This is a genomic window from Croceicoccus sp. Ery5 (genome assembly GCF_020985325.1).
Classification (GTDB): Bacteria; Pseudomonadota; Alphaproteobacteria; order Sphingomonadales; family Sphingomonadaceae; genus Croceicoccus.
Window position 1 is genome coordinate 1876785 of sequence record NZ_CP087587.1, and the last position, 13699, is coordinate 1890483.

Sequence of the window (13699 nt, forward strand, 5' to 3'; positions counted from 1 at the left end):
AACGCACATGATGCGGCTTAATCAGGTCACGGTCGGCTGCACCGATTATATGGCATCGGCCGCGTTCTATCGCGCATTGGGACTGACGCAGATCGTCGATTCCCCGCCGCGCTATGCCCGTTTCGAAACGCCGACGGGCGAGACATTCTCGATCCATGCGGCAGAGGTTTTTCCCGCGCCGCCGACTATCGTCTATTTCGAATGCGACGATCTGGATGGCACCGTCACAAGGCTGGCCGCCAGCGGGCTGACATTCGATACCATGCCGCAGGATCAAGGCTGGCTGTGGCGAGAGGCGCGGCTGCGCGATCCTGCTGGTAACGAGATATGCCTATTCCACGCAGGCGATGCGAGGCGGTTTCCACCGTGGCGCATTGCATCGCCGGACGATGGGCAGGACGAGAGCGGGCCGATGGACGCAACGGTGAAGGACAATTGAAACATAGGGCTGACAAAGGCGGCAAGATGCAAAACGCCTTCCGATTCCTGACGCTGATCGTCGCCATCGCCTTACTGCCGGTTTCCGCCATGGCGCAGCAGGCCGGGCCCGACCGGGACACTCCTGCCCCCGTCATCCTGATCTCTCTCGACGGGTTCCGGTTCGATTACCTCGACCGCGGCATCACGCCCAACCTGCAGGCTTTGGCCCAGCGCGGATTGCGTGCGGATGCGATGCGCCCCCGCTTTCCCAGCAAGACCTTTCCCAATCATTATTCCATCGTCACCGGACTGGAACCGCAAGACCACGGGATCGTCGGCAATGGCATGCACGATCCCGACATGCCCGGCATGGCTTATCGTATGGGCGGCGAACCCGATACCAGCGCCGATCCGCGCTGGTGGAACGAAGCGGAACCGGTGTGGGTCACTGCCGAAAAGCACGGGGGTAAGAACCGCGACCATGTTCTGGCCCGGCAGCGACTACGAAATTCGCGGCGTCCGCCCCAGCCAGTATCGCGGTTTCGACCATAGCGTCACACCCGAAGCGCGTGTCGACCAGTTGCTTGCATGGATCGACGTTCCGGCAGCGGAACGGCCGCGCTTTCTCACGCTCTATTTCTCCGATGTCGACAGTGCGGGGCATGAATTCGGCCCCGACGCGCCCGAAACCGACCGCGCCATCGCGATGGTCGACCGCCAGATCGGCCGCTTGGTCGAGAGGCTGGAGGACTTGGGGGTCGAGGCCAATACCATCGTCGTTGCCGATCACGGCATGGCGGAACTGGACGAAACCCGGCAGATCGCGCTCAACGACATTCTGAACGGAGACGCCTATACACTGACGACAGCGGGGGCCTATGTCGCGCTCGACCCGAATGCGGGTCGCGAGGAAGAGGTGGAAGCCGCCTTTCTGGCCCCGCACGACCATATGCAGTGCTGGAAGCGCGAGGATGTGCCCCCTCGCCTGCGATATAGCGACAACAATCGTATCCCTGCGATCATCTGCCTGCCCGAAACCGGCTGGCTTACCATTCCCGATGCCAAGACCGATCCCTTCGTCATCGGCAATCACGGATATGACAATCGCTCGCCCGAAATGTGGGCGGCTTTCGTAGCGGCAGGCCCTGCATTTCGCGCCGGATTACGCATTAGCGTCATCGAAAACACCGATGTCTATCCGCTGATCATGCAGCTGATCGGCGTGCCGCCGCAGCCCAATGAAGGACGGATCGAAGTGTTTGCCGATGCGGTAGAAACTCCGAAGCCGGACCGTTGAAACAACGGCAAATCGCGCGTTTCTGGCGCGTCGACTCCTGCTGCAAGTGCGAGAGAAATTGGCAAACGGGGCCAACGCCCCCTTGCACTCGGCCTTCTGCCTTGCTTCAATAGGGCCTCCCCTTGGGGACGCGTCTTTTGCGCCAAAGCGCGCCGACGCAATTCAGCCATCGGCAAAACACTGCCCCGGCCCTGCCGGTGGGTGCCGTATCGTTTTGAACAGACAAAGGACTGATGAATGAAATTTGCCAAGCTCGCTGCCGCAGCCGCTGCGCTCGCGATCGTGCCCGCCACCGCCTATGCACAGGACGCCGCTCCTGCCGCAACTCCCGCGGCGGTCGAGGTGACGCAGGGCGCCACGGTGACCGGCAATGACGGCAACGCCATCGGCACCGTCACGCAGGTTTCCGCCGACAGCGCCGTCGTGAACACCGGCACGCATGATGTTCCCCTGCCGCTCAACGCCTTTGGCACCGATGCCAACGGCCTTACGCTCAACATCACCAAGACCGAGCTCGACACCATGATGGCCGAGCAGCTGGCCGCTGCCGAAGCCGCTCTGGCCGAAGCGATGGTCGCGGGCGCGCCTGTCGGCACGGCGGATGCGCAGACGCTGGGCACGATCGACACGGTTTCGGAAGAAGGCGTCGTTCTGGCGCTGACCGACGAGCAGAAAATCACGCTGGGCAAGGAAATGTTCGCGCTTGATGCCAATGGCGCGGTGATCGTGCTGGCAACGCTGGCCCAGATCGAGGCTGCCATTCCCTCGGAAGGCTGAGCCTGAATTCGGAAAGGCCGGCGATGGCCGCGACAAAGCTGTGAAACTCCTGCTGGCATTTCGGTTCGGCACCGCCTATCGGGCCTGCCAGACCATCTAGCGGAGTTTCAAATGGGTTTTCGTTGCGGCATCGTCGGCCTTCCCAATGTCGGCAAGTCGACGTTATTCAACGCGCTGACCGAGACGCAGGCAGCGCAGGCGGCGAATTATCCGTTTTGCACGATTGAGCCCAATGTCGGGCAGGTCGGCGTTCCGGATGAGCGGCTGGACAAGATCGCCGCCATCGCCAAATCCGAAAAGATCATCCCGACCCAGCTGGCTTTTGTCGATATCGCGGGGCTGGTAAAGGGCGCGTCCAAGGGCGAAGGGCTTGGCAACCAGTTCCTCGGCAACATTCGCGAAGTGGATGCCATCGTCCATGTGCTGCGCTGTTTTGAGGATGACGACATCCAGCATGTCGCCAACAAGGTCGATCCGATCGCCGATGCCGAGGTGGTCGAGACCGAATTGCTGATGAGCGACCTCGAAAGCCTTGAAAAGCGCGTACCCGCCGCCGCCAAGCGCGCGACGGGCGGCGACAAGGAAGCGAAAATTGCCGCCAGCGTGCTCGGTCAGGCACTCGAACTGCTGCGCGACGGCAAGCCCGCGCGCCTGACGGAGCCCAAGGACGACGAAGAGGCGCGCGTTTTCGCACAGGCGCAGCTGCTGACCGCGAAACCGGTCCTCTATGTCTGCAACGTGGCCGAGGAAGACGCGGCAGAGGGTAACGCCCTGTCGGCCAAAGTGTTCGAAAAGGCCGCTGCCGAGGGGGCGCAGGCCGTCGTCGTTTCGGCCGCGATCGAAAGCGAGATCGTGGCCATGGCACCCGAAGACCGCGCCGAATTCCTGGAAGCCATCGGGCTGACAGAAAGCGGCCTCGCCCGCGTGATCCGTGCCGGATACGACTTGCTGCAGTTGAAGACCTTCTTCACCGCAGGCCCCAAGGAAACCCGCGCATGGACGTTTCCTTCGGGCGCAAAGGCACCGCAGGCCGCGGGCGAGATCCATACCGATTTCGAGCGTGGTTTCATCCGTGCCGAGACGATTGCCTATAACGACTATGTCACGCTGGGCGGTGAAAGCGCCGCGCGCGAGGCAGGCAAATTGCGGCAGGAAGGCAAGGAATATGTGGTGCAGGACGGCGATGTCATGCACTTCAAATTCAACGTCTGATCGCCGTGCCCGCACGGTTTGCGGGCACTTTTGAGCCGGACGCCCGTTCCCATGGGCAATCGACAGCAATCCATGGGACTGGCAAATGGTGGACAAATCCGAAAAATTCAGATGGCTCGTCAGGCTGGGCTATCTTTCGCGCGCCGTGCTTTACACGCTCGTCGGGCTGATCGCGCTGACCAGCATCGGCAGCATCCAGCAAGGCACGAACGGGGTGTTTCGCACCGTCGAGGAACTGCCCGGCGGCATGGTCATATTGTGGTTGCTGGTGATCGGGCTGGCCGGATACGGCCTCTTCCGCCTTGCCTCCACTGTCTTCGATATCGAGCATCAGGGTAGCGACGGTAAGGGGATCGCACACCGGATCGGCCATGCCGGCAGCGCAATCGGCCATTTCGCTCTTGCCTACTCGGCCTATAAATTCGCCACCAGCGAAAGCGGGGGTTCGGGCGACGGCGCGCAGGAAGCCGCTTCGGGCCTGTTGTCCATGCCGCTGGGCGGCATACTGCTGGGCGCTCTGGGCCTCGCCTTTTTCGCTGCGGCCTTTTCGCAGGCGCGCAAGGGCATTTCGGGCAGTTTCATGCACCGTATCAGCACACGGGCGCCATCGGCCACGCGCTGGCTGGGCGGCGCGGGATATCTGGCGCGAGCCGTGGTGTTTACCGTGATCGGCTGGTCGCTCGTCCGCTCGGGCTGGTTCAGCAGCGGCGGCGAAGTAAAAACACTGGGCAATGCAGTCGCCAGCCTTGCCGACGATGGCCTCTGGTTCACCCTCACCGCCATCGGCCTGCTGATGTTCGGCTTGTTCAGCGTGGTACTGGCGCGTTACCGGATCGTGCCCGACATGGATGCGTCGGGCAGTATCCCCGCATTTCGCGCCAAGCTGGGCTAGGGCATCAGGCCCCGCATTGCAGTGTGCCTTCGGATTGATAGACAGCCTTGCCCTTGGCGTCGGTAATGGTGAGCGAACCCGGCCAGCTGGTGCTTTCCACGCCGCTTTCCTCACCCTCGCCGGGCAGCTGCTTTAATTCGAAGGCATAATCGCTGCCTGCGTAGCTTTGCCAGCTGCTCATCGGCAGCGATGCCCCGCCCTTGTCGGGCGATAGGGTCACGATAGCCCCGTCGATTTTCAGAAATCCGCGCTCCGGCTGGGCCAGCGCGATGACCGACAGGCTGTTTTCGGGCGCAAACCCGCAGCCCGCGCCGAACAGATCGTTCTTTTCGATATCGGTATAGGAAATACGCTCCGGATCGATGGGCACGGCGGGCGGATTGTCGTGCATCGCACGGATTTCCGCCACGTCGGCAGCATCCTGCGCGGGACTGCGATTATCTCCGCACCCGGCCAGCATGGCAGGCACGGCCAGCACGGCCCAGATCGACGCCTTCATCATCTTCTCCCGATTTTTCCTATTTCCGTCCGAACAGTTTCTCGACATCGCCCATCGACAGCTTGACCCAGGTGGGGCGCCCGTGATTGCACTGGCCCGAACGCGGTGTGCGCTCCATCTCGCGCAGCAGGGCGTTCATTTCCGCCACCGACAGGCGCCGCCCTGCCCTGACCGACCCGTGGCAAGCCATGGTCGCCAGCACCAGATCGAGCTTTTCGCCCAGCAGCAAAGCCTCCCCGTTATTCGCGATATCGTCTGCGATATCCTGAAGCAGCTTTTGGCAATTCGCGCCCGACAGCGCGGCAGGCAGGGACCGCACCAGTACCGCATCGGGTCCGAAGCGCTCGACCGCCAGCCCCATCTCGCCCAAACGGTCGGCGGCGCTTTCGATGCGGTCGCAATCGCCTTCTTCCATCTCGACCACTTCGGGCATCAGCAAGGCCTGTGCCCGCGCAACGCCGCTTTCGGCCCCTGCCGCGCGCAAGCGTTCGAGTGTCAGCCGTTCATGCGCCGCGTGCTGGTCCACGATCACCAGCCCGTCGGACGCTTCGGCCACGATATAGGTCTCGGCAATCTGGCCGCGCGCCGCGCCCATGGGGAATTCATCGGCATCGGGCGCGCCATCCTCTGCCTCTTCCGCGCGGGCAGAGGGTTCGAGTATCGCCGCCTCCATCGCGCGAAATGCATTTTGCGCGGGGCTGTGCGGGTGTTGCCGTGCCGGATGAGCGGCGAACATGGGCCGCTGTTCGCGCAGGGCCAGTGTCAGCGCATCGCCCGTCGTCGCGGTGGCGGGTACAAGCGGTTCGGACCGCCATGCCGACATGGCCAGTGCGGACGGTTGCTGTGCCGAACGCCGGTCCCCTGCCGACAAGGCATCGCGCAAACCGCCGACGATCAGCGAGCGGACGGCGGCGGCATCGCGAAAGCGCACCTCGGTCTTGGCCGGATGGACATTGACGTCGACTTCGCCCGGCGGAACCGTCAGGAACAGCGCCAGCACGGCATGGCGGTCGCGCGCCAGCATATCGGCATAGGCACCGCGCACCGCGCCCGTCAGCAAACGGTCCTTTACCGGACGGCCGTTGACGAACAGATACTGATGGTCGGCCACGCCGCGATTATAGGTCGGCAGGCCGGCAATACCCGTCAACCGCAGAGGCGCATCGACAGGACCGCGCGCGCATTCGATGCTGACGGCGTTGTCCGCCAGTTCGCGGGCGACCAGACGCGACACGCGGGTTTCAAGCGACTCGCCCGCTTGCACCGCGAATATCCGCCGCCCGTCATTGGCAAAGCGGAAACCCACGTCGGGCCGCGCCATGGCAAGGCGGCGCATCACGTCGTGACAAGCCATATATTCGCTGCGCGGCGTTCGCAGGAACTTGCGGCGGGCAGGCACCCGCGCGAACACGTCCTCTACCCTGATGCGCGTGCCGGGTGGCAGGGCGGCGGGGCCTTCGGCGACGGTTTCGCCATGATCGGTCACGCGTTTCCAGCCCTGCGTGGCACCGGCGGGCCGCGACTCGATGGTCAGCCGCGCGACGCTGGCGATGGATGGCAGCGCCTCTCCGCGAAAACCCAGAGTCGCAACCTCTTCGATCGCGCCTTCCTCTCCTACCAGCTCGACCGGCAGTTTCGATGTCGCATGCCGCTCCAGCGCCAGTGCCATGTCGTCCGCCGACATGCCGCAGCCGTCGTCGATAACCTCGATCGAACCCAGACCGCCGTCGGTCAGCGTGACGGCAATCTCTTTCGCGCCGGAATCGATCGAATTTTCAACCAGTTCCTTAAGCGCGGCGGCCGGACGTTCGACCACCTCGCCCGCGGCGATGCGGTTGACCAGCGCCTCGGGAAGTCGTCTGATGACAGGCATTGACCAAGGCTAGCGCCGAACGGCCCGATTTTCGAGGCCAGTGAATGATGCTCCATGTGGAAAAGCGCGCGGAACCCCATGAATTTTTTTCCATAGGTGGCAGGATTGGGCTAGGCACCGCTAGGGACCAGCAACTACTTACGGACCGCTGCTCGCGTCATGTCAGGCGCAAGGGCTAACGCGGCTCCGGTGAGGGACGATACCTAAAATGGCAAATTTCTTTTCGCGTCTTTTCCAGTTCGGCTCGCAGAACATGGCGATCGACCTCGGCACAGCGAATACGCTGGTCTATGTGGAAGGGCGCGGGATCGTATTGAACGAACCCTCCGTCGTCGCGATCGAGACCGAGAACGGGATCAAGCGCGTGCGGGCGGTGGGCGACGACGCCAAGATGATGATGGGCAAGACCCCCGACAGCATCGAGGCGATCCGCCCCCTGCGCGACGGCGTGATCGCCGACATCGAAGTCGCCGAACACATGATCAAATATTTCATCAAGAAAGTGCACGGCAAGCGTAGCGTGCTGCGCCATCCCGAAATCGTGATCTGCGTCCCGTCGGGCTCCACATCGGTCGAACGCCGCGCCATCCGCGATGCGGCCAGCAATGCGGGCGCCAGCCAGGTCTATCTGATCCTTGAACCCATGGCCGCCGCCATCGGCGCCGACATGCCGGTGACCGAACCGGTCGGGTCGATGGTGGTCGACATCGGCGGCGGCACGACCGAAGTTGCGGTGCTGTCGCTGCGCGGACTTGCCTATACCACCAGCGTGCGTGTCGGCGGCGACAAGATGGACGAGGCAATCGTTTCCTATGTCCGCCGCCATCACAACCTGCTGATCGGCGAATCGACGGCAGAGCGGATCAAGCAGGATTACGCCGTCGCTATCCCGCCTGCCGACGGCATTGGCGAGACGATCCATTTGCGCGGACGCGATCTGGTGAATGGCGTGCCCAAGGAAATCACGATCAACCAGGCCAACATCGCCGAAGCGCTGTCCGAACCGATCGGCGCGATCGTCGAAAGCGTGCGCATCGCTCTGGAAAACACGGCGCCTGAACTGGCGGCCGATATCGTCGATCAGGGCATCGTGCTGACGGGTGGCGGCGCGCTGATCAAGGGGCTGGACGAGCATTTGCGCGAGGAAACCGGCCTGCCCGTGACTGTGGCCGAAGATCCGCTCTCCTGCGTGGCGCTCGGCACCGGGCGCGCGCTTGAAGAACCGGTGTTCCGCGGCGTATTGATGACGGCCTGATTTTTGGCGGCAGCCTTTCGGGGTTGCCGCGATCGGGGCACCATGGGGGCCGTTCATCGGGCCCCCGCAAGCATGACGCGGCCATCGGGCCGAAAGGGAGTAGCACGACATGGCGTCGGCGGAGCGGCGTCCCGGGTTTTCCAAGAGGGCGCACATCTCGATCTTTACGAGCTATGTCGCCGCCATTGGCGGTGTCGTGGTCGGGATCGTGTTGTTGCTGATCTCGCTGCTCAGCCCGGGCAGTTTCGCGTTCGCGCGCACGGCGGCAAGCGATGTGGCGCGCCCTGTCGGCGAGGTTTCCGCCGTTACGCGCAACAGCAGCCGTTCGATCATCGATATCGTTACCGGCTATATCGACGCGGGCAGCAAGAACGCCGCCTTGCAGGAAGAATTGCGTATCGCCCGCGCCCAGCTGGCCGAGGCAGAGGCGATCTATGACGAGAATCGCAGGCTGAAACAACTCCTCTCGCTGCGGGAAAAGGATATCCGCCCCGTTGCCAGTGCGCGGCTGATCGGATCGAGCCCCAGCAGCACCCGCCGTTTCGCGCTGATCGGCGCGGGCGCAGTGGACGGAGTGATGGTGGGCCAACCGGTGCGGTCGGCCACCGGTCTTGTCGGACGCGTGCTGGAAGTGGGTCGCCGCACGGCGCGGGTACTCCTCGTCACCGACGGTCAAAGCATTGTACCGGTGCGCCGGATCAAGGGCAATGTCGCCGGTTTCGCGCAGGGACAGGCCGATGGCACTTTGATCGTCCGCCTGATCGAAATGGGCATCAACCCTCTGGAAAAAGGCGATTTGATGGTCACATCGGGTTCGGGCGGCCTGTATCGCCCCAATGTCCCCGTCGCCATTGTCGAGAACGTGACCCGCGACGGCGCGGTTGCGCGCATCATTTCCGATCCTGCCGCCACTGATTTCGTCATGGTCGAACCGGTTTGGCAACCGATGACCGAACTGGGCAATATTGACGGCGAGACCGCGCCGTGATGTCCACCGCATCCGGCCCGCGCTCATGCCGCTGAAGGGGGACCGTCTTCCCGGCGAGGACATGTTCCAGCGACGGATCAATCGTGCGCCCTCCCCCGTGCTGGCAACGATTATTCCGTGGATCTCGATCGCATTGATTTCACTGGCGCCGCTGTCGCCGATCATCGCATCGGCACCGGTACTGCCGCCGCTCGGCTGTATGCTGCTGATCGCGTGGCGCCTGTTCCGACCGGGCATGCTGCCGATCTGGGCCGGTGCGCCTTTGGGGCTGATCGACGATCTGTTTTCGGGCCAGCCCCTTGGCAGCGCGGTGTTGCTGTGGTCGCTGACAATGATCGCGCTGGAGGCATTGGACAACTGGCAGCGCTGGCGCAGTTTCTGGCAGGACTGGGCCGTCGCCATCGTGCTGATCTGGGTGTATCTGACCATTGGCCATATGTTTGCAGTCATGGCGGGTGCGATATGGTATCCTTCACTGATCCTGCCTCAATTGCTGATTTCGGTCTTGTCGTTTCCCTTGTTCACTCGCCTTGTCGCCATTCTTGATGTGCTGCGCCGCGCCCGCGTGAAGGTGCTGGGTTAATGGTCAGCCTGACATGGCGAAAGCGTCCCCGCGCGCCCAAACGGGTCAGCGCCGGCGAATTGCAGAACGCGTTCGACCGCCGCACCTTTGCCATTGGCGCACTGCAAGGCGGCGTCGGCCTGTTGCTGGCGGGCCGCATGGCATGGCTGGCGGTAGAGCAGAACGAGAAATACCAGCTCGCTTCGGAGAGCAATCGCGTCGATCTGACACTGATCCCGCCGCGCCGTGGCTGGATCCTCGACCGGCATGGCGTGCCGCTTGCATCAAACCGTGCCGATTTCCGCGTCGATCTGGTGCCCGAACGCATCGTCGACCGCGAACGCACACTGGCCGTACTGGGCGAAGTGCTGGAGCTTTCGCCCGCAGCCATTACCGATTTGCGCGACAAGCTGACCGAGGTGCGCGGATTTCGCCCCGTCGAAGTCGCCACGGGCGTCGATTGGGAGCAATTTGCGGCATTATCGGTGCGTCTGCCCGACCTGCCCGGCGTGGTGCCGCAACGCGGATTCTCCCGCTTCTATCCCACCGGCCCGTCGGTCGGACATTTGCTGGGCTATGTGGGCACGGTTTCGGCCGAGGAGTATGAGAAGGAGAAGAACCCGCTTCTCATCACACCCGGCTTCAAGATCGGCAAGGATGGCGTTGAAAAATATTTCGAAAAGCGCCTGCGCGGTCAACCGGGTGCCCGACGCGCAGAGGTAACCGCCGCGGGCAAGATCGTCCGCGACCTTGAAATGCGCGAAGACGTTCAGGGCGATCCTGTCCAACTGACCATCGATGGTCCGCTGCAGGATTACGCCGCACGCAGGCTGGGGCTTGAATCGGGTTCGGTGGTGGTGATGGATCTGGAACAGGGCGACCTTCTTGCCATGTCCTCGATGCCCAGTTTCGATCCCAACAGCTTTTCCGACGGTATCGGCCGGCTTGAATGGAAAATGCTGTCCGAGGATGACCATGTGCCCTTGCGCAACAAGGTGCTGTCGGGACTTTACCCGCCGGGATCGACGGTCAAACCCTACGTTTCGCTGGCCTTCCTGAAAGAGGGGATCGACCCCGAGGAAAGCGTTTTCTGTGGCGGCGGTCTGCGCGTGGGCAATCGCGTGTTCCGCTGCTGGAAACGCGGCGGGCACGGCACGGTCAATATGGCCAAGGGCATTTATCAAAGCTGCGACGTCTATTTCTATTATTTCGCTCAGCGCGTGGGCATGCAGGCGATTGCCGATATGGCCCGCAAACTGGGCATGGGCTGGAAATATCCCCTGCCGGTCGAGAGCCAGTCCTATGGCACTGTGCCCGATCCGGCGTGGAAGAAGAAGAAATACGATAGCGACTGGCAGACCTTCGACACGGTGAACGCGACGATCGGTCAGGGTTATATGCTGGTCAATCCGTTGCAACAGGCCGTCATGACGTCGCGCATTGCCAGTGGGCGGCGGTTGCAACCGCGCCTCGTGCTCAGCAATGATCCGAAACCCGCCCCCCATCTGGACATTCCTGACGAGCATCTCGAAATCGTGCGTCATGCCATGTGGGAAGTGGTGAATGGCGGCGGCACGGCGGGCCGCGCGCGCTTGCCCGTTCCGGGCGTAGAGCTTTCGGGCAAGACCGGTACGGCGCAGGTCGTGTCGCTGAATTATGGCCGCGGCGGCAAGGATGTCCCGTGGAAATACCGCGACCACGGCCATTTCATCAGCTTCGCCCCTTATGACAATCCGCGTTACGCCTGCGCCGTCGCCATCGAACATGGCGCGGGCTCGTCCTCTGCCTATCCAGTGGCGCGCGATGTCATGACGTTCCTGTTCGATCCGGGCAAGGCGCTGGACGTGCTGCACGATTACGAACGCCAATGGGGCGGAACCGCGCAAGAGCGGCTGGCGCGGAAGTATCGCGCCTATGAAAATGCCTATGGTGGCAGTGCGCCCAAGCCTTCGTCGACCGAACTGGATAGGGCGACCGGCACCGCCACAGCCGACGCGCCGCCGCCATTAAACGCCGCGCAAAGCCAGCGCGCGGCCGAGGACGGAAGCGCACAGACAGGCAGCAGCCCCGATGCCGCATCGGCAGAGGCCGCCTCTCCGCCTGCACCATCCTCTGGCGCAGTGTCACCGGCGGGAGAGAACCCGTGAACCGCAAGTTCTTGCCCCGCATCATCGCGTTGCAGCCATGGGGCGTGATCATTCCGCTGATGCTGCTGGTCTGCTTTGGCGCCGCGGTGCTCTATTCGGCAGCGGGCGGGAGCCTGATGCCGTGGGCATTGTTGCATGTCGTCCGCTTTGCCGTTTTTCTGGTGATGGCCATGGTGATCGCCAGCTTCTCGCGCGAATTCGTGCGCATGATGGCATTACCGGTCTATATCGTCCTGCTTTTGATGTTGATGGCCGTGGAAGCCATGGGTTTCGTCGGCGGCGGCAGCCAGCGATGGCTGAACCTCGGCTTCATGACCTTGCAACCCTCCGAACTCATGAAACCGGCCATCGTCATCATCCTTGCCCGCTTTTACGACATGCTGCCCCCTGCTGCGACGCGTGAGTTTTCATCGCTGATCGTACCGGGCGTGCTGATCGGCCTGCCGGTCGGGCTCGTGCTGTTGCAGCCCGATCTGGGCACCAGCCTTGCCATTGTATTTGGCGCCGGAGTGGTGATGTTTCTGGCAGGGTTGCCCATGGCCTGGTTTGTCGGCGTCGGCGTCGCCGGTCTGGCTGCCATTCCGCTGGCGTTCTTTTTCGCGCTGCACGATTATCAGCAACGCCGCGTGCTTACTTTCCTCGATCCTGAAAGCGATCCGCTGGGCGCCGGATACCATATCACCCAGTCCAAAATCGCGATCGGATCGGGCGGGCTGTTCGGCAAAGGATTCGGCAATGGATCGCAAAGCCATCTGAACTATCTGCCCGAACCGCATACCGATTTCGTCTTTGCCACCATGGCCGAGGAATGGGGCATGATGGGTGGCCTGTTCGTGCTGTTCGTATTCGGCGTGCTGCTGCGTTGGGGTTTGAAGGTAGCGACCAGCACCAATGACCGGTTCGGACAACTGATGGCAGCCGGGCTGACGGCGACGATTTTTTTCTATGCCGCGATCAATCTGATGATGGTCATGGGTTTGGCGCCTGTGGTTGGTATCCCTCTCCCTTTCATGAGCCATGGCGGATCGTCGATGCTGACGATCATGATTTGTGTCGGTGTGATCATGGCCGTTCAACGCTGGAACCGGCGCGAACCGGGCAGTTTTGCCTGAGGCCTCGTGAAGAAATTTTCGGAAAGTCGAAATTCCCCCTTCCATCGCGGCGCGCAGTCTTTATAGGGAGGCCTCCCGCGGCGAATCGCTCCTTTCGGAACACGCCGCAATCGTCGAAAACCAGACGATGTGGACGCATAGCTCAGTTGGTAGAGCAGCTGACTCTTAATCAGCGGGTCCTAGGTTCGAGCCCTAGTGCGTCCACCATTTTTTCACTATATATCAAGCTTTTAAGTTACTTCCAGAAGTGGGCTTTTCGTTCGCTTCCAGGGCTAGGTAGCTTTCTAGGTAGCAGGCAAGATTTCCGCATATCCTAAAGCGGCGCTCGTTTGGCCGATGTCTATCGAACGCGGTGGTATGTGGACTTTTGTGGAAGCGTGCGGATGGTAGCGGAGGAGGGATCAACCAATAACCCCTAAGGCGCTAACAAAGCTCGACATTTAGCGAATGCCGACTCAAAATACCCCCAACGCTACCCCCGTCAAAATTTATCCACAGCCACGAAACAGGGACTTTCGAGTCGGAAATGGGCGCCCCTATCGGTGGGCATCGACGACAGCTTTGCGCCCTCATATCGGGCGTTCCGACTGAAGTGGTGACTGCCCAGAAGCTGATGGGGTGGACGCCCCCCGACGGCATCGATGTGCCATAGTGGAGGTGTTGAT

General features: G+C 62.3%; 11 protein-coding genes, 1 tRNA gene and 1 pseudogene. 11 read left to right on the top strand and 2 right to left on the bottom strand.

The features are described from left to right. Window positions 1-7 precede the first annotated feature (7 nt). The 5 genes and pseudogenes from LOZ74_RS08745 to LOZ74_RS08765 all read left to right on the top strand — a co-directional run bounded on the left by LOZ74_RS08745 (window position 8) and on the right by LOZ74_RS08765 (window position 4598). The gene (locus tag LOZ74_RS08745) at window positions 8-439 is read left to right on the top strand and encodes a VOC family protein (protein ID WP_230293743.1); all 432 of its coding nucleotides are present in this window, start codon (window positions 8-10) and stop codon (window positions 437-439) included. Between the two features lie 89 nt (window positions 440-528). Beyond that, a pseudogene (locus LOZ74_RS08750) lies at window positions 529-1717 on the top strand (alkaline phosphatase family protein). A 237-nt stretch (window positions 1718-1954) separates the two neighbouring features. Beyond that, the gene (locus LOZ74_RS08755) at window positions 1955-2494 is read left to right on the top strand and encodes a hypothetical protein (protein WP_230293744.1); all 540 of its coding nucleotides are present in this window, start codon (window positions 1955-1957) and stop codon (window positions 2492-2494) included. Between the two features lie 111 nt (window positions 2495-2605). Continuing rightward, window positions 2606-3706, top strand: a complete 1101-nt coding sequence (gene ychF, locus LOZ74_RS08760; RefSeq protein ID WP_230281061.1) for a redox-regulated ATPase YchF — start codon at window positions 2606-2608, stop codon at window positions 3704-3706. 85 nt (window positions 3707-3791) lie between these two features. Continuing rightward, window positions 3792-4598, top strand: a complete 807-nt coding sequence (locus tag LOZ74_RS08765) for a DUF1206 domain-containing protein (protein WP_230293745.1) — start codon at window positions 3792-3794, stop codon at window positions 4596-4598. A gap of 4 nt (window positions 4599-4602) precedes the next feature. Here LOZ74_RS08765 and LOZ74_RS08770 read toward each other — a convergent pair whose 3' ends face one another. Together LOZ74_RS08770 and mutL are read right to left on the bottom strand one after the other, a co-directional pair. Continuing rightward, a complete protein-coding gene (locus LOZ74_RS08770; RefSeq protein ID WP_230293746.1) occupies window positions 4603-5100 on the bottom strand; it encodes a hypothetical protein in 498 nt (165 codons plus the stop codon). A gap of 16 nt (window positions 5101-5116) precedes the next feature. Beyond that, the gene (gene mutL, locus LOZ74_RS08775; protein WP_230293747.1) at window positions 5117-6970 is read right to left on the bottom strand and encodes a DNA mismatch repair endonuclease MutL; all 1854 of its coding nucleotides are present in this window, start codon (window positions 6968-6970) and stop codon (window positions 5117-5119) included. Between the two features lie 208 nt (window positions 6971-7178). Here mutL and LOZ74_RS08780 point away from each other — a divergent pair, with 208 nt between their 5' ends. From LOZ74_RS08780 to LOZ74_RS08805, 6 genes are all read left to right on the top strand, one after another. Beyond that, the gene (locus LOZ74_RS08780) at window positions 7179-8225 is read left to right on the top strand and encodes a rod shape-determining protein (protein WP_230293748.1); all 1047 of its coding nucleotides are present in this window, start codon (window positions 7179-7181) and stop codon (window positions 8223-8225) included. Between the two features lie 109 nt (window positions 8226-8334). After that, window positions 8335-9213, top strand: coding sequence for a rod shape-determining protein MreC (gene mreC / locus LOZ74_RS08785; RefSeq protein WP_230293749.1), 879 nt, complete (start codon window positions 8335-8337; stop codon window positions 9211-9213). 25 nt (window positions 9214-9238) lie between these two features. After that, on the top strand, window positions 9239-9796 hold the full coding sequence (locus LOZ74_RS08790) for a rod shape-determining protein MreD (protein WP_230293750.1): 558 nt from the start codon (window positions 9239-9241) through the stop codon (window positions 9794-9796). Next, a complete protein-coding gene (gene mrdA, locus LOZ74_RS08795; RefSeq protein ID WP_230293751.1) occupies window positions 9796-11922 on the top strand; it encodes a penicillin-binding protein 2 in 2127 nt (708 codons plus the stop codon). Before LOZ74_RS08790 ends, mrdA begins: the two co-directional genes overlap by 1 nt. Continuing rightward, the gene (gene rodA / locus LOZ74_RS08800) at window positions 11919-13034 is read left to right on the top strand and encodes a rod shape-determining protein RodA (protein WP_230293752.1); all 1116 of its coding nucleotides are present in this window, start codon (window positions 11919-11921) and stop codon (window positions 13032-13034) included. The genes mrdA and rodA overlap by 4 nt, the downstream gene beginning before the upstream one ends. A 131-nt stretch (window positions 13035-13165) precedes the next feature. Further along, window positions 13166-13241 (top strand) — tRNA-Lys (locus LOZ74_RS08805). The last annotated feature ends 458 nt before the right edge of the window (window positions 13242-13699 follow it).